Raw genomic sequence first — 23125 nt, 5'->3', positions numbered from 1 at the left:
TCCGGGCCAGCCCTATGTCACAGACATATTCGGAACGACCGACCAGCAGGATGGGAACGACCTAGCACAGTTCGCCCGGCACGGAGTGGAACTTCGACGTCCACCACTGGATCCCGTACGACGACCAGGCCGCCAACCTCGCGCGGGGTCTTAGACAAGGCAGCCCGAGCAGGCCAACCCGGATCTGTGTCTCCGACGACAACGCCCAAAGCATCCGAGTCTGCCCGACATCACACGAGCACCCACACATCCAGATGATGCAATAAGCCACGCCCCGACCGATCGGTCCACGTAACCCGCACCACCCTGGCATCGGCTACCGGACGTTGAGAAGCCTGTCGGCCAACCACTTTGGACGGATGACCAACGCGCGCTCCGCGGCATAGCTCACTCGAGCCAAATGTAGCCAGAGTGTCGAGGAGACTCAGGCTCTCGCCCTCCATCCAGAACGTGTGGTCAGACGGGGCGGTCGATCCGGAAGACCGGATACTGGTCGGAGATCTTCTCGAATTCGTCCAGAGACGCGTGGCGATCGACCGGGCAGTGCGGCCGGGCACCAGGCGCCACCGCGAGGTAGCGGCGCAAAATGGGGGCACGGGATTCGGATGCGACTTCTTCCAGTTGCACGCCTTCGGTGCCGCAACGGTGCAGCACGGCCTGGCCGCCGGCGGCTCGGACATTGCGGACCCAGTTGACGTCCGGGCCGAGCATCGACACCAGATACCGGTTGCCGGTGTACTCGACTGCCACCACCGGCAGCATCACGGCCCGACCGGTACGTCGACCGGCCACCTCCAAGGTCACGGCATAGTGCGGAGACAGAAGACCCGCTGAGTACTGCACGCGTGCGATCCAGTTCAATACTCGCGCCGCTGCGCCCGGTCGCCCGTCTCGATACATCCAGCGTCTGATCGCATACAGCCGTTGACTTATATTGCGTCTCAGGGTATTTGGCGGATCCATCAGCGGAACTCCCTTCGTGCCAGGGCTCTCTACCCTCCAATCGGGTGAGTCCTGCCCACTGTGCCCGCTCCGCTAACCACCTGGCTACGGACCAAAGACACCGACATCAGGGACCCTGCGCCCAGGCACATACGACCGGGCCGAACCGACTGCCGGAGAGGCGGTTCCACGCCACGAGGGCCAGCGGTTCGATCAGTCCGCAGTGGGATCGGCGGGTGTGCGGTTGCCGAGGGCGTGCTGGAGGTTGGCGTTGAGGCATTGGGCTTCGGCGAGTTGGTCTTCGAGGATGACGATGCGGCACGCTGCTTCGAGGGTGTTGCCGGCGTCGACGAGTTCGCGGACGCGCCCGGCGATGCGCAGTTGGTAGCGGGAGTAGCGCCGGTGCCCGCCGGAGGAGCGTTGCGGGGTCAGTAGTTTCGCGGCGTCGAGACCTCGCAGAAACGCTTGGGTGACGCCGAGTATTTCCGCGGCGCGGCCCATGCTGTAGGCGGGGTAGTCGTCGTCGAGTTTGTCAGCGGCACTGGGGTCGTCGACGGGGTTCGGGTTCGGTTGCTGCACAGCACCTCTCGGGTTTCAACGTCGGCAGGCCCCGGCGCGTGTGCGCCGGGGCCTGGGATTTACGGAAGAGGGGGATACATATTAATTCTGTTCACCGGCCGTGCAGGCCGATAGTGCACACCACATCCGGCACGTGCCGGGACGCGGAACCGATAAATGACTACTCAGTGACCACCTCCTGGATTGCCGAGCTAACCCTCGCGTTAGATGTTTGCCTTGCGTGTTCGCCCCCTCCGGCGGTCCGGCCGACTGCACCGGATTCTCTTCCCGCCGGAGGGGCGGGTGGATCTCATGTTCCGGGCAGTTCACCTGCCCGGCCTCTGGACTTCTCTGTTCGACGACAGTGATTGTATACCGCCGCTCGGAGACTGTCTACATTCGCCACGATAGATTTTTTCCGCCTGCGACGAAGGCTTATGTGCTGCCCCCGCAGCGGCTTACCTGCTGGTAGTCGGCCCCGCGATAGGTGAGACCAGGGCCGCGTTGTCCAGCCCCATGAGGCACAGACCTGCCTCATCGCGCCGCGTGGACGTGCGCTCAGCAGGCCGCCGCTTCGAAAGGGTCCAAGACATCGGCGAGCGGGCGACGCGACGCGACCGGCAGTGCGGCGACATCTGCGGAAGCCCAGCCGATCCTGATGACGGCCTGCGGATAGGCCCGTTCGTCCAGCACTCCAACCCGGATCCGTTGGCGCAGTTCGGGAATTTCGAGTGGCTCGGTCAGGACACAAGTCGCCAAGCCGACATTGGTCGCGGTCAGCAGTACCGCACTGAGCGCCTCGCCCGCGCACAGCTGCGCCAACCGGTCGTCGGTCGTGGTGCCGAGCACCAGTAGTTCAGCGAAGTCGGGTCCAGCCTGCCGCGGCGCGCCGACCATCCCGGGTACTCCCCCGGGATGTGAGTACAGCGGGACACTGCGGGCAGGCGCGCCGTCCCGCGTCACCGGCCTGCCGCTCCATTCGGCCAGGTCCAGTCGATAGCCGGCACCTGGGTCCGGCGCCGCGCGCAGCACCTCGACCAGACGCTCCCGTGTGGTGTCCACGGCCTGCCGGATACTCGCGCCGAGCGTCGCCGCGCGTTCGCTCACCAACCCGAGGTAGCCCGGCGGGATCGGCGCCGAACTGAAGGGGCGCCGATCGGTCTGTCTGCGCAGGATCATGCTGTTCAGCGCGTGCTCTAGCATGGTCGGTCGATGTGGCACCAGCTCGATCGATGCGAGGTGGTTCGGATCAGCCGGATGCGGTAACCGATGCACGACAGCCGACCACCCCGCCGCCGCGAGCGCGATTCGCAGATGGTGTAGCGCTGCGCCACAACTCAATACGGCGTCGCGCTGATCGATGCCGGACGACTGATGTGCCCGCGTCGAGTCGAGATACAGGTGTATGTCATGGTCGCTGATCCGGAACCGCCACGGCTGTGTGTTGTGGACCGACGGTGCCCGCACCGCGAGCGTCAACGCCGCCCGCAGGGTGTACTCGTCGGGCCATCCGTGGTTCATCACCGTCCACCGTCCATTTCGTCGTCAGCCTCTACGCTGCCATTTCTCTGACGTCCGGATACAGAGCAAGACGGCCCCATGTCGAGGGACTTCCAGAAATGATCCGAAGTCCCTCGATATCAATGACCTTCGGCCGTCCCGCAGCAACCCACCGTGCGTGATCCTGAGTACAGGAATCGGATTCTGCGAAAGGCTGTGCCCCATGCCCGAATACGGATCGCCCCCCGAGCTGCGGGAAACGCACTCCGGGCTCGTGATGCTGTGCGGAGAACGGGCTTACAAGGTGAAAAAGCCCCTCCGCACCGACTTTCTCGACTTCAGCACACCGCGGCTCCGTGAGCTCGCATGCGCAAGGGAGGTCGAGCTGAACAGTCGGCTGGCGCCGGATGTGTACCTCGGCGTTGCCCACCTCACCGACCCCGCCGGTGGGGCGGATGAGCCGGTGGTGCTCATGCGCCGGATGCCCGAGGATCGGCGGCTGTCGAACACCCTCGCCGATCCTGAGCTGTCCCGATCGAGGCTCTCGGCGCTGGTACAGGTGATCGCACTGTTCCATCACTCGACCCGCCGTGGCCCCGAGGTCAACGCCGAAGGCACCCCCGACGCGCTACGCGGCCGATGGCGAATGCTGTTGCGCAGCCTTGCCGATCAGCCCGAGGTAGCCGATCCGTACCTGGTCGATCGGATCGACTGGCTCGCGACGCGCTTCATCGACGGCCGAGAACCGTTGCTGATGAACAGGATTGCCGACGAACGTGTCGTCGACGGTCACGGCGATCTACAGGCCGAGGACATCTTCGATCTGACCGACGGCTTCCGAGTGCTGGACTGCCTGGACTTCGACGATCGGCTGCGCTACGTCGACGGCCTCGACGATATCGCCTTTCTGGCAATGGATCTGGAGTTCCTCGGCTACTCGGGACTGGGTGATCAGCTGCTCTCGGACTATCTGCTGATTACCGCCGATCCCGCGCCACGCTCGCTGCGCGATCACTACATCGCCTACCGCGCACTGGTTCGCGCCAAGGTCGACGCCATCCGCTTCGCGCAGGGCGACAGTTCCGCCCGCGATCGCCTACGGCGGCATCTGACGATCGCCGCACGGCATCTGGACGAGGCAGCCGTGCGTCTGGTGCTGGTCGGCGGACTACCGGGCACCGGGAAATCTACTGTCGCCAAGGAGCTTTCGGGCTTGACGGGGGCGGTAGTGTGCTCCAGCGATCAGGTGCGCACGCAGCTACGCGCGACCGGACAGATGTATGGGAGCAGCGGAACCTACGGTGTGGGAGCGTATTCCGCGGCGAACAAGACTCGGATCTATACCGAGCTGCTGACTCGCGCACACTTGCTGCTCTCGCTCGGCGTCTCGGTCATCCTCGATGCCAGCTGGATCGATGCGGACGAACGACAACGCGCCCAGGAGCTTGCTACCGACACACACGCTGATCTGATCCAACTGCACTGCGTCTGTCCACTCCCGGTGGCAAACCGCCGGATCGACGATCGCGGTATCAGCGACTCCGAGGCAACCTCGCATATCGCCGCCGACATGTCCGCGGCCGCGTCGGCCTGGCGCGCCGCGACAACACTCGACACCGAATTGCCGCTGCACGACACCGTGGAGCGCGCCTTCCACGCTTGGCAAACGGCCACCGGTCCGGAGATGTCAAGGGACTTTGGTCCTCAATCGAGAGTCGAACTCCGTGCCGCGGACGAGGAAATCTTCGTAGGCTGAATCAACGGCTCAGGAAGGTGCATCCGAATGGTCACCGTGTTCTTGGTGGACGACCATCACATCGTGCGACGCGGGGTCGCCGACCTGATCGACGCCGAAACCGACCTCGAAGTAATCGGTGAGGCAGGCAACGTATCCCAGGCGATGGCGAGGATCCCCGCATTGAAACCGGACGTCGTCGTCCTCGACGTGCGACTACCCGACGGCAACGGCATCGAACTGTGCCGTGACCTGCTCAACCAGCATCCCGAGCTACGCTGCCTGATCCTGACCTCGTTCACCGACGAGCAAGCGATGCTCGACGCGATCCTGGCCGGAGCCAGCGGCTATGTGGTCAAAGACATCGGAACTCTCGAACTGGTCGACGCCATTCGAGAGGTCGGCGCCGGACGATCACTCCTCGACAACCGTGCCGCGGCCGCGCTCATGGCAAAACTGCGCGACGAGGCCAGCGCCAAGACCGGTCCGCTGGCCAGCCTGACCGATCAAGAACGCACGTTGCTCGATTTACTCGGCGAGGGATTGACCAACCGGCAGATCGCCGCCCGGATGTTCCTGGCCGAGAAGACCGTGAAGAACTACGTTTCCCGCCTGCTGGCCAAGCTCGGCGTCGAGCGCCGCACCCAGGCTGCCGTCATCGCCTCGAAGCTCAATGCACCGCAGCAGAGAGAATAGGTCGCTAGCGGCTAGCGGGAGTGCAGGCGGGTGGTCGGCCGACCGCTGTGGTCATCTCCACGTGGGAGGATGACCGATATGGATGGCAAACGGTCCGGCCCGGCTGGACCTGGTCAAAGCCCGGTGGTCGAAACGTTGTCGCAGATGCGACTGCGTGAGCTGCTCGCCGAGGTGCAGGAGCGGATCGCCCAGATCGTCGGTGTGCGCGATCAGATGGACCGGCTGATCGAGGCGATGCTGGTCGTGACGGCGGGCCTCGACCTCGACAACACCCTGCGCACCATCGTGCACACCGCGATCGAGCTGGTCGACGCCGGATACGGTGCCCTCGGCGTCCGCGAAACCGACAAGGAAAGTCTGCAGCTCGCCGAATTCGTCTACGAAGGAATCGACGACCGAACCCGCGTGATGATCGGCGACCTGCCGCGCGGTCACGGCGTGCTCGGCGTGCTCATCGAGGAACCGAAACCCATTCGGCTGACCGATCTTTCAGCCCATCCGGCCTCGGTCGGCTTCCCCGAGCATCACCCGCCGATGAATACCTTCCTCGGTGTTCCGGTCAAGGTGCGCGATGAGGTGTTCGGCAACCTCTACCTCACCGAGAAAGCAGGCGGCCAAGAATTCACCGACGACGACGAAGCCATCGTGCTGGCCCTCGCCGCAGCCGCGGGTACCGCCATCGCCAACGCACGCCTCTACGAACAGTCCCGCGTCCGCCAGCAGTGGCTCGAAGCGACTCAAGACGTGGCCACCGAACTGCTGGGCGGCAGCGAACCGAACGAGGTGCTCGAGCTGATCGCCGACCGGGCGCTGACACTCACCCACTCCGCGGCAGCCTTCCTCGCACTCCCCGAGGATCCCGATATCCCGCATGACGAGGTCACCGAACTCGTTGTCGTCGCCGCTGCCGGCACCGGGTCGGAACACCTTCCTGGACAACGTATCCCGATTGCCGACTCACATTCCGGCACGGCGTACATGTCAGGCCGGGTGGTGGCCAGCGACCAGCTGATGTTCCGCCCGCAATTCGACGGGTCCGCCGAATTCGGACCTGCGCTGATTCTTCCGCTGCGCGCCGAAAACGCAGTCATCGGCGTGCTGGTCACCCTGCGTCCCACCGAGGCACAGCCCCTCGACGCAGCCGGACAAGCCATGATCACTGCCTTCTCCAGCCAGGCCGCGCTCGCCCTGCAACTGGCCGCCACCCAGCGACGCATGCGCGAACTCGACGTGCTCTCCGATCGCGACCGGATCGCCCGCGACCTGCACGATCACGTCATTCAGCGACTGTTCGCGGTCGGGCTCTCGCTGCAGAGCACAGCGCAACGAACCCGCACCCCCGAGATCAAGACCCGGCTCACCGAAACCATCCAGGACATCCAGGCCATCGTCCAGGAAATCCGGCACTCGATCTTCGACCTGCACAGCAGCACCGCAGCCGATGCCCCGACCCTGCGCAAACAGCTACATGCGGTGATCGCCGAGATGACCGCCGACACCGGCCTGCGCACCACGATCCGACTCGCCGGCCCGGTCTCGGTACTCGCGCCGCCGCTGTCCGAGGATGTCGAGGCAGTGCTGCGCGAAGCCGTCAGCAACGTCATCCGGCACGCCTCGGCGACCACGGTGTCGATCAATCTATCGGTCCGCGACGACGTCATCATCGAGATCAGCGACGACGGCACCGGCATCCCCGAAAACCTCCCCCACACCAGCGGACTCGCGAACCTGGCCGCACGCGCCGAGCAGTCCGGCGGCAGTTTCGACATCGGACGCGGTGCCGACCGTGGCACAGTGCTGCGCTGGTCCGCACCACTGCCCGACCAGCCGCCGCGCGAAGACTGACGGCTTCCGGACCTTCGGCCCGTCATCCGGGTCCGGGACCATCGCCCCGCCGGATGGCAACTTTCGGCCCTGTGGCGTGCCGGTAGCGATGCCGCAGGCTGAGTAGTACCACCTCCTCTTCGTATCGGGTGTGGCACCGAGGAGGAACATCCGTGACAACCGATCTGGAACGATCCCATGAGTAGCACTCGGGCGAAACCCGATGTGCCCCAGACGACCTTTCATGATCGGCACGAAGCCGGGCAACCGATGACCGCATCACCCGGGCATCATCACGGCGACCCGGACATACCGGTGCGATTCCATTGGCACACATTCGGCTGGATCGCCGCAACTGTCGTCGCGACCTACGTACTGCTGCCACAGATCGGCCAGCTCGGGCAGACCATCCACACCCTGGGCGATGCGCAATGGCAGTGGCTCGCAGGCACACTGGCAATGTCGGCCATGACCTACGCCACGGCGGCACTCGCGGTAATGGGCGCCAGTCTCCGGCCACTCCCCTTCGGACGCACGATGAACGCGCAGCTGGCAACGTCGTTCGCCAACCTGCTGATGCCATACGGTGTCGGCGGCACCGCCGTCAACGAACGGTATCTGGAACGCTGCGGGCTCACCAGGACCACCGCCGTCGCGACCGTCGCCCTCACGGTGACGGTCGGTGTCATGCTGCACCTCATCGAGCTGGCCTGCGCCGGAATCTGGCTGGGCCGGACCCGGCAGATGCTGGGCGCCGCGCTGCCATCCGGCTGGATACTGCTGATCGGCTTCGTCGCCGTGATGACCGCGCTCGGCGTCGGGATCGTGCTCATGCTGCGGCGCCCCGCCTGGCTCACCGAGATACGCACCACCCTCGATACGATGGCCGGCATCCTGCGCCAGCCGTCACGCGCCGCGATGCTGATCGGCGGTCAGATCGGCACCAATATCGCTTACATTGCGGCCCTCGGGTTTTCGGTACACGCATTCGGCGGTCACGCCCCGGTCGCTTTGGTCGCCGCGGTCTTTCTGGGCGGGGCCGCCCTCGGCGCGGCCAGCCCAACTCCATCGGGTCTCGGCGTCGTCGAGGCGGCCCTGGCAACCGGGCTGATAGTCGGCGGTGTGCCGAGTGCACCAGCGGTCGCGGGCGTCCTCGCCTATCGGCTGGCGACGTTCTGGATCCCCGCGGCGGCCGGGTCTATCTCCTTCAAATCCTTGCAGCACCAACGATCCCTGTGACGGATGGAACTGACCGACGTGGGACAGACTGGTTTTCGGCTGCCGAGTCGAGCAGAGCGCAGACCTCGAGGTCAGTCACTTCGGCGAAGTCCAGATACCACGGACGGATCGAACCGAACGGCTGCGGCGTGTGCAGGCAAACGATGTCGTCGGCAACCGTGGCCAGCGCGCGCATCGGTTGATACGAGCCGACCGGTACGGCGAACACCACCCGGGCCGCGCCCCGCGCGCGGGCAACCGCGCAAGCCGCATGAGCAGAAGCGCCCGTGGCCAGGCCGTCATCGACGATCACCGCGGTGGCGCCGGCCAACGCCCGGCACGGCTGATCACGGCGGTAGCGAGCGACGCTGCGGCGCAACAGTTCTCCTTGCTCGCGGGTCACCGCAAGCCGTTCCGGCTCGGAAACCACCGCGTCGGCGACCATGTCTTCGTCGATGACACGCACCCCGTCCTCCCCCACAGCGCCGAACACCAGCCACGGCTGATCCGGGACGGTCAGTTTGCGTACCACCACAACATCGAGCGGGACCCGTAGCGCAGCCGCAACCTGGTAAGCGACCGGAACCCCGCCACGCGGCAACGCAAGGACGACCACACCGGATCCAGACAACGCCGGCAAGCGTTCGATGAGTCGGCGGCCGGCATCACAACGATCGGCATACACCATGCACTGCTCCTGAGTCTGTCGTCCACACGGACGCGAGCCGCGCTTCGGGACCCAGGGAAAGCCAACCGAACACTACGCCGCAAAACCCATGGAACACAGAGCTATCCGCACCCTGCTCGACGGACCCCATCCCTACCGACGAATAGCCGCTGTCTCGTCCACGGCGGAGACCTCTCGGCGCGCCGAGGGTGCGGGCGTCGAGGTACCACAGTTCAGCGGCACTTCCCACGATTGCCCAGCGGACAGTGTTTTCTCGATGTCCTCGACGCTGACACGGATGGGAGCGACCATGCTGGGATGCAGGCGCAGAACGGCTCTCGTGCTGGTCAGGGTGACGGTAAGCGGTTGCCCGCGGTAGCTCAGGGTGAATTCGGCCCGCGGCAATTCCTCGGGCAGGACCGGATGCAGCCGGAGGATATCGTCGCGGGTTTCGACGCCGCCGTAGCAGCGGATGACCATGTCCGCGGTGCCTGCCATGGCGCCCAGATGGACTCCTTCGCGAGTGGTGCCGCCTTGGGTGTCGGCGAGGTCGGCGTCGAGGGCCTCGGTGAACAGTGACCACGACAGGGCGCGGTTAGTGCGCGCCAAGACCCAGGCGTGCGCCAATCGGCTCAGGGTGGAGCCGTGGCTGGTTCGGGCGAGGTAGTACTCGACGGTGCGGGGAATGAGTTCCGGCGGCAGCGGGTAGTCGAGACGATCGAGGAGCTCACGTAGTTCGTCGGCGGAGAACAGGTAGAACAGCATGAGTACGTCGGCTTGTTTGGAGAGCTTGTAGCGGTTGGTAGTGTCGCCCTCGGCTTGCAGGATCAGGTCGAGGCGGCCGATCTCGCCGTATTCGGATCGGTAAGCGTCCCAGTCGAATTCGGCCAGTTGCTCGTATCCTTCGAATTGGCTGATGACGCCTTCGTGGAATGGCACGCGCAGGCGTCTGCTGATCCGATCCCAGTGCGCGGGTTCGTCCGGCCCGATCCGCAGCCGGTCTCGCAGCGGGTCGCAGTCGAGCCCGGTGAGCAGTGCGACCGCCTCGTGGGCACGGGCCAGGACCCACGCGGTCAATACGTTCGTGTACGCGTTATTGCGCAGACCGCTGCCCGGCGTATCCGGGTAGCCGTCGTGGTACTCGTCCGGGCCCATCACCCCGGTGATGTCGTATCGGTCCTCGACCGGGTCGTACACGGCCAGGCTCGCGAACAGCCGCGCCACCTCCACCAGCATCTCGGCGCCGCAGTCCATGAGGAATCGCAGGTCTGCGGTGGCCTGGTAGTACTGCCACACGCTGTAGGCCACCGCGAGCCCGACGTGGCGTTGTCGGCGTGAATTGTCCGCCATCCATTGGCCATTGCGAACGTTGAACAGCTGGCCCGGCGTCTCTTCGCGCCCGTCGCTGCCGCTCTGCCAGGGAAACAGGGCTCCAGCGAATCCTTCGGCGTTTGCCGCTGCGCGTGCCTGTGGCAGCCTGCGATAGCGGTAGCGCAGGAACGCTCGGGTCAGGTCGGGTCTGCGCAGTGTCAGTACGGGGTAGACGAACAGCTCGTCCCAGAAAATATGGCCTCGATAGGCTTCGCCGTGCAGCCCGCGAGCGGGCAGGCCGACATCATTGTCCGGACCGACCGTGACAGTGGCTTGCAGGACGTGGAAGATGTGCAGGTTCAACGCGAGTCGGTGACGGCGACCGGCGCCGAGCTCGATGCCGAACCTGTCCCACAGGTGCGCCCATGCTTCGATGTGCGCGGCGAGCAAGGCCTCGAAACCGGGTGCCCTGCCGATCCAATGCTCGGCCGCCAGCACTGCGGTCGAGAGGCCTCGGTCGCGCGAGGTCGTCACGGCGGCGATCTTCTCGATAGCCACGGGCACGCCGGGACGGAGTTCGATCGTGAATTCTGTTCCGGGACAAGCACTGTCAGCAATCGCCTGGCGATCGGACACGGTGACTTCGGTGTGTGTGCGTGCGGCGGTGGCTATGGCGATGCCCGATTGATTGGTGATCGTCTCGTACAGCACTGTGTCCGGATCCAGCTGCCGGAATCCGACCGACTTCAGATGGTCGTGCGTGAGAGCGCGGTCGGCGGCCACGTTGCGGTTCGCCACGTGTCCGTTGATCGCCGATGTGACCGCGACGGATCCGGCCCAGTCCTCCGCTTCGAGGGTCAGCTGCACTGCGGCGAGGTGTGGATGCGACAGCGACTGGAATTGCCGGAAGATGACGCGCGTCGTCCGGCCCGCGCCGTCGCGGTACCGGTTGACCCGGGTGAGCACGCCGGTCCGTAGATCCAAATCCTGATGATGACTGAGCATTTCGGGCGAATCGGGGCACAGCAGTTGGCCGTCGGCTGGGCGGACGGTCAGGAACGCCCAATCCGGTGCGTTCACCAGATGCTCGGTTTCGACGGTGCCGCCGTTGATTTCGGTGGTGCGGCGGTTGTAGATCCCGGCCAGATACGTCCCCGGATAGTGGACCGAGTCCGCCGCGCTGCCCGGCACCGCGCCGCGGGTGGCCCAATACCCATTCCCCAACGTGCACAATGCTTCCCGCGTCCCCTCCAGCGCCGGGTCGAACCGGTCGTAGATCAGATTCCAGCCGCCGTCACCCGCGGTGGTCGCACCACCACACCATCGGGTGTCTCGCTCGCCGATCTCGGTGGTGGGTGGCAGTTGCAGGTCGGCGAGGTCGGTGACCACGACATCGGCGCCGGCGCCAGTAAGTTGCGGACCGGTCCCGGCGTGGTCCACTCCGACGACCAATCCGAATCCGCCCATCGCCGCGGCACGGACGCCAGCTACCGCGTCCTCCATGACCACGGCGTCGATGGGTTGGACGTGCAGTCGCCGCGCGGCTTCGAGGAACATGGCCGGGTTGGGTTTGCCTGGGAGGTTCATGCGCAGCGCGTCGGTGCCGTCGACGCGGACGGTGAACAGGTCGGCGATGCCCGCCGCGTCGAGTATTTCGGCGCAGTTGCGGCTCGCGGTCACCAGCGCTGTGGGTACATCGGCCGAGCGCAGCTGTTCCAGCAGGTCCTTCGCGTCGGGGAACACCCGCACTCCGACCTGTGCCAGTGCGGATGCGAACAGTTGTTGTTTGCGGGCGGCCAGGCCCGCGACGGTCACCTGGCGGGGGTCGTCGGTCGGGGCGCCCTCGGGCAGTTCGATGCCGCGGGATGTCAGGAAAGCCCGTACCCCGTCCTCGCGGCTTCGCCCGTCGACCCACTTGTGGTAGTCGACTGCTGCGTCGAAGGGTGGCTGCTTCGGGCCGGCGAGTTCCGGCAGGACCTGATCGAACAGCGACTTCCACGCGGCCGCATGGACTTCGGCGGTGTCGGTGACCACGCCGTCCATATCGAAGATGACCGCACCGTAGTCATTGGCGGTGCGACCAGGCGTCGCCGCGAGATTATCGAGCCGCATCTGGGGCAGACCCTCGCCGCTTGCCAGGACCGAACCACCGTGTCCGCGCGGGGACCCGCCGATGCTGCTGATCGGCGGGTCTTCACTTGCCATGTCGATTACGGCCTCGTTGTTTCCTCAGTTCGATATCGGCGTCGTTGCCGCCGGGGTGGCGGTGCCATTGGGCTTCGGTCTGGGCTGGATCGGTAGCGGTTGCACGGCAGCGAGCGCGGCTGCGGCGGCGGTTTCGCGGGCGAAGTAGCTGCCGACGTCGCCGATCGCGCTCATCAGCTGAGCGGGGAAGACGACGGTAGTGTTCTTGTCGACACCGAGCTCGATCAGCGTCTGCAAGTTGCGCAACTGCAATGCCAACGGGTGTGCCATCATCGTGTCGGAGGCGTCGCCCAGCGCGGCGGCAGCCATTGATTCACCTTCTGCGGCAATGATTTTCGCTCGCTTCTCGCGCTCGGCCTCGGCCTGCCGGGCCATGGCGCGCTTCATGCTGTCGGGCAGTTGAATGTCCTTCAGCTCGACCAGGGTTACTTCGACGCCCCATTCCAGCGTGGTGGTATCGAGGATCTCCCGGATGCCGGCGTTGATCACGTCGGTCTCGGAGAGCGCCTCGTCGAGGGTGTGCTGTCCGACGACCTTGCGCAGCGTGGTCTGGGCGATCTGATCGATTGCCGCGTAGACGTTTTCGATCGCGACGACCGACTTTTCGGCGTCCACGATCCGGAAATAGGCGACGGCGGAGATGTCGACACTGACATTGTCGCGGGTGATGATGCCCTGCGATTGGATCGGCATGGTGATGATGCGCATCGTCACCTTCCGCAGTTGATCGATCACCGGGATGATGAGGTTGAGACCGGGTTCACGGACCGCGATTACGCGCCCGAGCCGGAACAACACTCCCTTCTCGTATTGGGTGACCACTCGAATGGACAGTGCCAGCACGATCAGCGCCACCACGACCACCGCGAGGACAATGACGACTACGTTCACAACTTCTCCTGACTGAGGCACGAATCCGTTTCGGCCATCCATAGAATGCGCTCGACTGCGACTCGGTCCCAGGGGCGAACGGCACCGGGTGATAGGTAGTTCGGCCTCTGGATGCCGCCTGCGACGGCTATTGCCATGTTCGGTGTGTCGCGGCCGGTGGCTCGAGTGTCGCTCCGGCGGTGGCGCCGCCGTCGAGGACGAATTCCGATCCGGTCGAGAAGGCGGCCTCGGTCACGATGAAGCCGACCATCGTGGCGACCTCCTCAGGCTCCCCGAAGCGCGGGAGCGGTTGCCCCGCAGCCATATTCGTCAGTCCGGCGGTCATCGGCGTGTGGATCGGACCCGGGTGTACCGAGCAGACCCGGATGCCCGCGTCGCCGAGCTCGATCGCCGCGGCCTTGGTCAGTCCGCGCAGGCCCCATTTGCTGGCCACGTAACCGGCCATCCCGGAGTAGCCCATCAGGCCTGCGGTGGAGGAGATATTGACGATGACGCCGTCCCCGGCGGCCCGCAACCGAGGCGCCGCAAGGTGCATCCCGAGCCAGGCGCCGACCAAGTTGACGTCGACGACATGCCGGAACATCGCAGGCGACTCGGCTTCGATGCCACCGAAGTCGAGGATGCCCGCATTATTGATCAGGACGGCCAGCGGCCCGAAGTTCGCCTCGGCATCGTCGATCACGCGCTGCCATCCATGTTCGTCGGTGACGTCGAGTTCGCGGAATATCGCTGTCGGACCGAGCGATTCGGCGGTCTCGGCACCTTCTTGCTCGAGGATATCGGCCACTACGACGCCGACGCCGGACTTGACCAGCGTGCGCGCGATAGCCGCGCCGATGCCGCGGGCACCGCCGGTGACGATGGCGCTTCGACCTTGGAGTTCGAGCATGATATCTGCCTCTCGGTTTGCGGGGTACGATGTCTTCAGGTTTTCGCGAACGCGACTGCGGGCGCGATGGTTTCGTGGATTCCGGCCCTTCGGCGCAGCAGCCAGCGCCGGATCTCGTCGGCGCCCCAGATGATGAACGGGAACGGCGCCGTGAAGGCGAGCATGGCCGGGGTGAGCGCCGCGGTGCCGAGCAGGTGCTGAACCGGCGGCACGTAGATGACCACGGCGGCGAGTGCGAGTTCGAATGCGATACCCCACAACAGCAATGGGTTGGACAGCACGCCGATCGAGCGCAACGAGGCCCGTTCGGTGCGGGCGGCGAACGCAGTGCCGATCTGGCCGGCCACCAGGCCGAAGAATGTCATCGTGGTGGCCTGCAGGTAGGCGTGATGTAGGGGCGTGCCGGGGCCGGTGGGATCACCCAGATGCCATCCCGCGCCGAGCAGGACATAGAAGAAGCCCGCCATTCCCAGTGTCGCGGCGATCACGCCGAGAAACAGCCAAGCGCGCAACACCATCGGGATCTGAATGATCGACTCGTCGCGTCGCCGCGGTGGACGACCCATGAGACCGGGCTCGGCCGGTTCGCGACCGAGGGCGAGTGCGGGCAGGGTTTCGGTGCCGATATCGATGACCAATAGCTGTAAGACGGTCAGCGGCAAGGGGATCGAGCCACCCGACAGCGCGAACACGACGAACGGAGTCACCTCCGGAGTCGCGTGGGCGAAAATGTAGAAGATGAACTTGCGGATATTGTCATAAACCCGCCGCCCGGCCTCGATCGCCGCGGCGATGGTGGCGAAGTTATCGTCGGTGAGGATCATGGTGGCGGCCTCGCGGGCCACATCCGTGCCGGAGCGACCCATCGCGATACCGATATCGGCGCGCCGCAGCGCAGGAGCATCGTTGACACCATCACCGGTCATCGCCACGACATGCCCCGCCTCGCGAAGTGCGTCCGCGACACGGAGTTTCGCTTCGGGCGAGGAACGCGCGAAGATCAGCTCGGGAGTCGTGGACAGCAGCGTGTCCAGCTCGGCTTCGCTCATCCGCTCGAGTTCCTCGCCGGTCACCACCACCGGTTCGCCATGGGTGATCCCGACCTGCGCGGCGATGGTCGCGGCGGTCAGACCGTTGTCGCCGGTGATGACGATGATGCGGATGCCGGCGGCGTGGCACACCGTCACAGCGTCGGCGACCTCGGCGCGGGGCGGGTCGGTCATCGCAACGAAACCGAGCAGCAGCAGGTCACGTTCGGCTTGGTCGCGGACATCCGGTGGGGTGCCGCTCAGCAGTCGGCGTTCGGCGACCGCGAGCACCCGAAGTCCTTGCCGCGCTTGCGCGTCCACTAAATCCACCAGCGTTGCGCGCCGGTCGGCGGTCAGCACTTGAGGGTGGCCGTCGGCGTCGAGTTCGGTAGTGCACAGTGGTAGCACTGTCTCGGGTGCGCCTTTCGTGTGCACCCGGACTCCGTCGCTGGAGCTGTCGATCGTCGACATGCGTTTGCGTGCCGGGTCGAAATGAAACTGCTTCTGCCGCAATCGTTGTCGTTCGTCAGCGTCCACATCCGCACCCAAAGCGGCACCTGCCACCAGCATGGCGGTCTCGGTCGGATCACCCAGTGCCCGTCCGGTGTGATCGAAACGGGCGTTGTTGCAGGCGATCATCGCGGTCGCCAGTCGAGTGAGCGTGAGGTCGGCCGAGCGCGGTACGCGGGATTCGAGGTCGTGCGTACCGGTTGCGGTGTGCAGCAAAGTGACCCGCATCCGGTTCTCGGTGAGCGTGCCGGTCTTGTCGGTGCAGATCACATCGGTCGACCCGAGGGTCTCCACCGCACTGAGCCGTTTCACGACCGCGCCGCGACGGGCCAGGTCGCGGACGCCGACCGCCAACGCCAAGGTGATCGTCGGCAGCAGACCTTCCGGGACATTGCCCACCAAGAGGCCGACCGCGAAGACCACCGCGTTGAGCAGCGAGAGCCCGGCGCCCAGCGTCGCAAGCGGCACGAACGCCGCGCCGAGCAGCAGCGAGACCACGGCGATCAGCCAAGCCACCTGGCGCACTTGATGTTCGAGCGGGCTCTCGTCGTGTCCGACCCGTTCCGACAGTGCCGCGATCCGGCCGAGCTCGGTATGCATACCGGTGGCGAATACGACGGCGCGTGCGTCGCCACCGGTACATGCTGTCCCGCTGAAGGCGATATCGGAGGCCTGTGCCAGCGGCACCCCGGCCTCCGTGGCATCGGCCGAGCGGAACACCGGCAGCGATTCCCCGGTCAGTTCGGACAGATCGACCTCGATACCGCCATCGAGCAGCCGGGCATCGGCCGAAATCCGATCGCCTTCCTGGATCACCAGTACATCGCCCGGCACCACGTCGACGGCGTCTATCGCGGCTATCTCACCGTCGCGCACTACCGTCGCGCGGGCCGGCAGATACGCCGCGAGCAACTCCACCGCCCGCTCCGCATGCCGCTCCTGAATGAAGGCGAATGCCGCGTTGATCAGGATCACGACGATGACCGCGATGGCCACCGGCTCGATGCCAACCAGCCAGGCCAAACCCGCCGCCGCCCACAACAGCAGCGCCAGCGGATGGGTGAACTGCACCATCAACTCGCGCGGCCAGGTCCGGCCGCCCCGCCGATGCAGCGCATTGGGCCCGACGTGGATCAACCGGCGCTGCGCCTCGCGACCGGTCAGGCCGGATCGAGAACTGTGCAGATCGCGCAATAGCAGCTCGACCCGCTCGGTGGGGTCGAGGTCGATCCCCGGCTCGCCATCAGTCAGCGCGGCGTCCGCGGAGGCGACGCGGTCGAGCGGCAGCGAAACTGAGGAAGGCATACGGGTCAGCCTGCGCGTGTGCGAGCCCTGCGATAAGAGGACTCGGGCTCACGGCGGCGGGACTTACGTCCTCACCCGATTGACCTTCCCACACATCGCGGCGACCATGAAGTATGGCAAATGATGAGACCCACCAGATCAACGAAGTGGTCCAACGCCTCGCCAGACGATACCCACAGGTCGCTCCCGACAGAGTCGAGCAGATCGTCCACGACGCACAGCAACGGTTCCTCGGCCGACCGATACGCGATTTCATCCCGCTGTTCGTCGAACGAATCGCCAACGGAAAGCTCGCCACACCGGCGCTCTGATCCGAGAAGTCTTCAGGTGCAGCTATTTTCGGCGCACGACCGGTTAGCACTCCCAACTCGAGAGTGCTAACGTAGGACTTGCACAACCACCGGCGTCCGCCGCCTTGGCGATGCGCCGCCACTCGAAATCGAGGTGATTGTTGTGCTGAGGTTCGATCCGTTCCATGACATCGACACAGTCGCACGTCAACTACTCGGCGAGGCCGCGGGTACCGCGCGGGCCCCACGATTTATGCCGATGGATCTGTTCAAAACCGGTGACCACTACGTGCTCAACGCCGATCTACCTGGCGTCGACCCCGGCTCGGTCGATGTGAGCGTCGAAAACGGCACGCTTACACTGCGCGCGGAACGCAGCCTGCCGAGCGCGGAGGGCGTGCAGTGGATCGCGTCCGAACGATTCGCCGGCCGATTCATGCGTCAGCTCACCCTCGGTGAGGGTGTCGAAGCCGACAAGATCAGCGCCACCTATCAAGACGGCGTGCTGTCGATAATGATCCCGGTCGCCGCCAAGGCCACACCGCGCCGCATCGAGATCTCCGGAATGTCAGCCAAGAAGAGCATCGAGACCAGCTCGTCCAGCTGATCGCACAGTTCCACGCTGCGGCCGCCCCTTCGGAGCGGCCGCAGTGCCGTGCGGGGCCAGTGTGCAATCGGCTACCTGATGCCGAATGTCCCGCAGCCGAAGTGCCTGTGGCCCTATGTTTCTCAAATGGCCTGAACAACCATGACCCTATGACGAAATCTGATGTCGACCGCATGCTCATCGAATCAGCGGAGCCGGTGTTCGACGCCATGATCGCGGAGCACCAGATAGTTCAGGCTGATCTGGCTACCACGTTCCGAGCCGCGCGGTCGCTGGACTTCCTGACCGTACGCACACCGCTGCTGACGACGGCGATGTGGCTTCGCGGGCTACCGAACCGATGGTCGGGTCACCCGGCTTCGCCCCTGCCCAGACTCGTGGTCGCCGACGGTGTCGGCCTTCCAGGCTGGCTGTTGCTCGGCGAGCAGCCCGAGCGGGAGATCACATTCGGCGCGGTCGGGAAGTTCTGGCAACCAGATATCGAATGGCGCGACGTAGCGCAAGCAGACTTCGCCGGATTCGCCGAGCCGGGGTGGGGCAAGATCGCCGCGAACTTCTCGGTGGAACGTTATGGCCAGCACGCCACACTGCTCAGCTACCAGTGCCGCACGGTGACAACGGATCCGGACTCACGGCAGCGGTTTCTGCGATACTGGTGGCTGATTCGGCCGTTCGTCGCGCACATTATGCGCGCCACCGTCCACACCATTCGCAACAATGCGGAAGCGGCGGCCCCTCATGCCGAAGGACGAGCTGAGTAATAGCACCGAACAGCGTCATGGCGAATATGATCGACAGACGCAGCCTTCCGTCCGAAAGCGCCGAGTTCGCTGCGCGGGACTGAGGTATGGAAAACCTTGGTGTGCAATGCATTACCTCACTTCGGGCAGCCTTTCATTGCTGGTGGCGACAGCTGGAAATCATTAGCGTGCACGGTATGAGTGGAGATAACGCCGCGTCCGAGGGACTTTCGAACTCAATTCTCACGCCCCACCCGGCGGAGCCACACGCGGCGGGCTCGGCCGCGCGGCTCAATTGGTTGCGGGCCGGTGTACTCGGCGCCAACGACGGGATCGTCTCGGTCGCGGGAATCGTCGTCGGCGTTGCCGCGGCGACCGCCGAACGCGCTCCGATTCTTACCGCAGGAGTCGCAGGCCTGGTCGCGGGAGCGGTCTCGATGGCGCTCGGAGAGTACGTGTCGGTCAGCACCCAGCGCGACAGTGAGCGTGCATTGCTGGCTACCGAGCTCCGTGAGCTGGCAGAAGAACCCGAGGCCGAACTCGCCGAACTCGCCGCGATCTACCAGGCGAAGGGGCTGACTGCCGCCACCGCGCTCGCGGTAGCCGAAGAGCTGACAGCCCGGGACGCGTTCGCCGCCCACGCCGAGGCCGAATTGGGTATCGACCCCGACGATCTGACCAATCCGTGGCACGCGGCACTGTCCTCCGCACTGTCGTTCACCCTCGGGGCGCTATTGCCGTTGCTGGCGATTCTTGTTGTCGCCGTGCCACTTCGGGTGCCGGTGACCGTAATCGCGGTACTGATCGCCTTGGCGCTGACCGGTGCGCTCGGCGCACGACTCGGCGGCGCGGCACCCGCGCGAGCAACGGCCCGGGTCGTGATCGGTGGCGCCTTGGCTATGGCGGTCACCTACGCCATCGGTCGTGCCGTGGGGATCGCCGTGTGAAATCGGGACGCCCACACCGGGTCACTCTCCTGTACGAAAGCCGGACCCGCTGAGCAACTTCTCGAGTTGGGCCATGCGATGAATCGCGGCGTGTTCCCACGGTTACCGGCAATGTCGGCGATACTTGCGCTCGCGCCGTTGGGCGCGGTCGAGGACCAGGAGAACCGTCATGTCGACAATCAATGGTTTGCCTGCGCACGTGCTGTTGGTGCACATCATCGTGGTATTTGTGCCGCTGACCGCGGCATTGCTCATCTTGTCCGCACTATGGGCTGCGGCCCGTCGACGGCTGGTCTGGCTTGTCGCCGTGCTTGCGGTGGTGACCACGGTGTTGACTCCGGTGACCACCGATGCCGGGGAGTGGCTGGAAAAGCGAGTCGGTCAATCGCCTGCACTACACACCCATACCGAGCTGGGTGACACCATGCTGTACTTCGTCATCCCGATGCTGGTGGTCACAGCCCTGCTGGTCGTTGTCCACGTTCGTGAACAGCGCGGCAAACCGCTGATGCGTGTCCTCACTGCGGCAGTCGCTGTCCTCGCGGTCTTCAGCGGGGTTGCCGCGACCGTGCAGGTCTACCGAATCGGAGAATCCGGTGCCCGGGCCACGTGGGGAGACAAGGTCGCCTCGCTCGGTGACGAGCTGCACCACTCGGGTCGATGATCCTTGGTGCCAGATGAAAGCTACTACTGCCGTACGGGTTGTCGGCCGTCGAGTTGCGGGCGGACGGCCGGTTCGTCGTCAGCGAGGGTGAAGTAGTTTTCTTCTTCTTGCAGAAAGTGCAGGTGCAGCAGCGCATACAACCCGTAGAGGCAGGCGAGTAGGTCATCGACCTGATCGGGCTGCACGCTGCCGGCGACTTCCGCCAATGCCGTGTGGGTGCCGATTCGGTCGGTGAGACGTTGGATCTCGGCGTGCGTCCTACTCATTGTGGCGGTGGCTTCGGTGCCGCCCAATGGTTCAGCGAGTGCCGGGTACAGCTCAGCTTCTTCGGCATGTTCGTGGGGTAGCAGCTGCTCGGTCAAGAATGTGCTGGCACGTTGCAGCGCGTCCAGCGCGGACTTGTCGGGGCGGGCAGCGAGCCGATCGGCGGCATCGCGGAGCAGCGTCAGGGTGTCGCGCAGTTGATCGTGCTCGCCCGCGAACCTCCGCAGCAGGTGCACGGTGTCACCGGAGAGGTCCATTCCGACCGACGGGTTGCCGCGCAATGCGCGCAGGGCGTTCAGGATCACCGCGACATCGATGCCTTCCTGCAATAGTGCACCTGCTGCTGGAGGTAGCCACCCCAGCGCGGCGACGACCATCGCGACCAGTGACAGCGCCATACCCGCGACCGCACTCTGCACCGCGAGGTGCCGCGACCATCGTGCGATGTCCATGGCATCGGCGAGACGATCCAAACGATCGGTGGTCAACACGATGTCGGCGGCTTCGGAGGATGCGGTGGCCCCTCTGGCACCCATCGCGACCCCGACAGTGGCCGCGGCCAGCGCGGGGGCATCGTTGACCCCGTCACCGACCATCACGGTCACCGCACGTACACGCTCGGCGCGTACCGCGGTGACCTTGTCGGCAGGGCTCTGGTCGGCGCACACCTCGTCCAAGCCGAGCACGGCGCCGACTTCCCGCGCGGGTGCCGCACGGTCACCGGTCAACATGACAAGCCGGTTCAGTCCGGCCGCACGTAATCGGCGCACAGTTCGGGGAGCATTGCGGCGCAGCGGATCTCGCAACAGCACCGCACCGACCGGTACGTCATCGACACTGACCCACGCGATAGCGGCGCTATCCAAGGCCGCTCGGTTGACCGCCGCACGCACCCAGCCCGAGCCCGCGCATTCCTGCGCCAACTTGCCGACGGCCACCGTGCGATGATCAAGCGTGGCAGTAACGCCTCGGCCGGGTTGTTCTACCACCTCCGTGGGCACCGACAACTCGAGGTTGCGGGTCGCTGCTTCGGTCACGATGGTTTCGGCGAGTACGTGCGGTGACATCTGGTCCACCGACGCGGCCAATCGCAGGACCTCGGTGGCGTCATGGCCCGGTACGGCAAGGATATCGACCACAACAGGACGGCCCATAGTGAGGGTGCCGGTCTTGTCCATCACCAATGTGGTTGCGTGCCCGAGATTTTCCAGCGCACCACCACTGCGGATCACCACACCCTGACGCGATGCACGCGACAGACCGGACACGATCGCGACCGGTGCCGCAAGCAACAATGGGCACGGAGTCGCTACGACCAGCACCGCGACCGCACGCACCGCCGATCCACCGGCCAGCCACGCCACTCCGGACATGAGCAGCGCCAACGGGAGAAACCAGGCCGCGTAACGATCGGCGAGCCGCACGATCGGTGCGCTCTCCGCACCGGCCTGCTCGGCCAGGCGCACGATCCCGGCATAGGTACTCTGCTCCGCGTTCGCGCTCGCACGCAGCTCGAAACCACTTCCGGCATTGACCACACCGCTGCGCACCGGTTCCCCGATCGCGCGCTCGACCTGTAGTGATTCCCCGGTCAGTACGGACTCATCCAGCACCGCCACCGCGCCTTCGACACGGCCGTCGACCGGCACCACCTCACCAGGGCCAACGAACAGCAGATCCTCGGCCACCACATCGGCCAACGGAATCACCGTCATCGTGTCGCCGATCCGGCACCGCGCGAAGCGCGGTGCGTGCTCGAGCAATGCGCGCAAATCGTGCGACGCTCGTCGAGTCGCTGTCGCGTCCAAGGCACGGCCGGTGGCCAGCATGACCGCAATCAACACACCCGCAATGTATTCGTGCACCAACAGGGTGCCGATCAGCGCCAGCACGGCGAGCAGATCCACCCCCGCCCGGCGCCTACGCAGCGCTGCGACAACCCACGCCAACGAGGGGACAACCGCAACGAGCGTGCCGGCGATCCACAACCCGTCGGCCATCGCACGCCAGTGAACCAGCCAGGCCAGCCCGCCGAGCAGCAACGCGGCGACAGTGAGAACAACCAAGGCCGGCTCGGCGACCGAACGAAGGCGCGTGAGTCTTTGTAGAGGTATCGCTTGCGCTTCGGGCACCGGGAACTCCTGTCTCGACAGCACCACGCTCGGACGATGCTGAACGAATCCAGTTGATCCCGATATCGCCGCCACAGACAGGGCCGCAGGACCTCGGGCCAATGGCCGTTGTGCCCGCAGGCAACTCTCGGCCGCACCCTCGAATGCAGTCACGCGCCCGGATCGGTGTAGAAAGCCAGATCACGGGTACTTGCCTCGCAGA

At 65.4% G+C, this 23125-nt stretch carries 18 protein-coding genes; 9 read left to right on the top strand and 9 right to left on the bottom strand.

The features are described 5' to 3' along the window. Positions 1 to 456: 456 nt before the first annotated feature. The 3 genes from ACQPW1_RS22195 to ACQPW1_RS22185 all read right to left on the bottom strand — a co-directional run bounded on the left by ACQPW1_RS22195 (position 457) and on the right by ACQPW1_RS22185 (position 3021). Positions 457 to 963, bottom strand: coding sequence for a nitroreductase/quinone reductase family protein (locus ACQPW1_RS22195; RefSeq protein ID WP_433664604.1), 507 nt, complete (start codon positions 961 to 963; stop codon positions 457 to 459). Positions 964 to 1155: 192 nt separating this feature from the next. Continuing rightward, complete coding sequence (locus ACQPW1_RS22190; RefSeq protein WP_433664603.1) at positions 1156 to 1521, bottom strand: helix-turn-helix domain-containing protein; 366 nt, start codon at positions 1519 to 1521, stop codon at positions 1156 to 1158. Between the two features lie 537 nt (positions 1522 to 2058). Next, complete coding sequence (locus tag ACQPW1_RS22185) at positions 2059 to 3021, bottom strand: Acg family FMN-binding oxidoreductase (RefSeq protein ID WP_433664602.1); 963 nt, start codon at positions 3019 to 3021, stop codon at positions 2059 to 2061. A 202-nt stretch (positions 3022 to 3223) separates the two neighbouring features. On the opposite strand from ACQPW1_RS22185, the gene ACQPW1_RS22180 reads away from it, so the two are divergent. The 4 genes from ACQPW1_RS22180 (at position 3224) to ACQPW1_RS22165 (ending at position 8494) form a co-directional block, all read left to right on the top strand. Continuing rightward, complete coding sequence (locus tag ACQPW1_RS22180) at positions 3224 to 4756, top strand: AAA family ATPase (protein ID WP_433664601.1); 1533 nt, start codon at positions 3224 to 3226, stop codon at positions 4754 to 4756. A 27-nt stretch (positions 4757 to 4783) separates the two neighbouring features. Beyond that, positions 4784 to 5431 carry a response regulator gene (locus ACQPW1_RS22175; RefSeq protein WP_433664599.1) on the top strand — a complete coding sequence of 216 codons (648 nt, stop codon included), beginning with the start codon at positions 4784 to 4786 and terminating at the stop codon, positions 5429 to 5431. Positions 5432 to 5509: 78 nt separating this feature from the next. Continuing rightward, positions 5510 to 7276, top strand: coding sequence for a GAF domain-containing sensor histidine kinase (locus tag ACQPW1_RS22170; RefSeq protein ID WP_433664598.1), 1767 nt, complete (start codon positions 5510 to 5512; stop codon positions 7274 to 7276). 177 nt (positions 7277 to 7453) lie between these two features. Further along, positions 7454 to 8494, top strand: coding sequence for a lysylphosphatidylglycerol synthase transmembrane domain-containing protein (locus tag ACQPW1_RS22165; RefSeq protein ID WP_433664597.1), 1041 nt, complete (start codon positions 7454 to 7456; stop codon positions 8492 to 8494). Here ACQPW1_RS22165 and ACQPW1_RS22160 read toward each other — a convergent pair. The 5 genes from ACQPW1_RS22160 to ACQPW1_RS22140 form a co-directional block, all read right to left on the bottom strand. Then, a complete protein-coding gene (locus ACQPW1_RS22160) occupies positions 8463 to 9161 on the bottom strand; it encodes a phosphoribosyltransferase (RefSeq protein WP_433664596.1) in 699 nt (232 codons plus the stop codon). The genes ACQPW1_RS22165 and ACQPW1_RS22160 overlap by 32 nt on opposite strands. Before the next feature lie 132 nt (positions 9162 to 9293). After that, entirely contained in the window at positions 9294 to 12563 is a 3270-nt protein-coding gene (locus tag ACQPW1_RS22155; RefSeq protein WP_433665306.1) for a beta-phosphoglucomutase family hydrolase, read from the bottom strand. Positions 12564 to 12680: 117 nt separating this feature from the next. After that, positions 12681 to 13547: a slipin family protein gene (locus ACQPW1_RS22150; protein WP_433664595.1), complete on the bottom strand. Its 867-nt coding sequence runs from the start codon at positions 13545 to 13547 to the stop codon at positions 12681 to 12683. Positions 13548 to 13674: 127 nt separating this feature from the next. After that, on the bottom strand, positions 13675 to 14436 hold the full coding sequence (locus tag ACQPW1_RS22145) for an SDR family NAD(P)-dependent oxidoreductase (RefSeq protein ID WP_433664594.1): 762 nt from the start codon (positions 14434 to 14436) through the stop codon (positions 13675 to 13677). A gap of 35 nt (positions 14437 to 14471) precedes the next feature. Continuing rightward, positions 14472 to 17279: a cation-translocating P-type ATPase gene (locus tag ACQPW1_RS22140; RefSeq protein WP_433664593.1), complete on the bottom strand. Its 2808-nt coding sequence runs from the start codon at positions 17277 to 17279 to the stop codon at positions 14472 to 14474. 113 nt (positions 17280 to 17392) lie between these two features. Between ACQPW1_RS22140 and ACQPW1_RS22135 the strand changes: the two genes are divergently transcribed. From ACQPW1_RS22135 to ACQPW1_RS22115, 5 genes are all read left to right on the top strand, one after another. Next, the gene (locus ACQPW1_RS22135; protein WP_433664592.1) at positions 17393 to 17590 is read left to right on the top strand and encodes a three-helix bundle dimerization domain-containing protein; all 198 of its coding nucleotides are present in this window, start codon (positions 17393 to 17395) and stop codon (positions 17588 to 17590) included. A gap of 142 nt (positions 17591 to 17732) precedes the next feature. Continuing rightward, the gene (locus ACQPW1_RS22130; RefSeq protein ID WP_433664591.1) at positions 17733 to 18176 is read left to right on the top strand and encodes an Hsp20/alpha crystallin family protein; all 444 of its coding nucleotides are present in this window, start codon (positions 17733 to 17735) and stop codon (positions 18174 to 18176) included. A 149-nt stretch (positions 18177 to 18325) separates the two neighbouring features. Further along, on the top strand, positions 18326 to 18937 hold the full coding sequence (locus tag ACQPW1_RS22125; RefSeq protein ID WP_433664590.1) for a hypothetical protein: 612 nt from the start codon (positions 18326 to 18328) through the stop codon (positions 18935 to 18937). Positions 18938 to 19113: 176 nt separating this feature from the next. Continuing rightward, positions 19114 to 19863, top strand: a complete 750-nt coding sequence (locus ACQPW1_RS22120; protein ID WP_433664589.1) for a VIT1/CCC1 transporter family protein — start codon at positions 19114 to 19116, stop codon at positions 19861 to 19863. A gap of 169 nt (positions 19864 to 20032) precedes the next feature. After that, positions 20033 to 20527: a DUF2231 domain-containing protein gene (locus tag ACQPW1_RS22115; protein ID WP_433664588.1), complete on the top strand. Its 495-nt coding sequence runs from the start codon at positions 20033 to 20035 to the stop codon at positions 20525 to 20527. A 23-nt stretch (positions 20528 to 20550) separates the two neighbouring features. Here ACQPW1_RS22115 and ACQPW1_RS22110 read toward each other — a convergent pair whose 3' ends face one another. Beyond that, entirely contained in the window at positions 20551 to 22857 is a 2307-nt protein-coding gene (locus tag ACQPW1_RS22110; protein WP_433664587.1) for a heavy metal translocating P-type ATPase, read from the bottom strand. Positions 22858 to 23125 lie beyond the last annotated feature (268 nt).

The organism is Nocardia sp. CA-128927 (assembly GCF_050955855.1).
GTDB lineage: Bacteria > Actinomycetota > Actinomycetes > Mycobacteriales > Mycobacteriaceae > Nocardia.
The sequence above is the reverse complement of the archived record's forward strand: the minus strand, read 5'-3'. Positions and strand labels throughout refer to the sequence as shown.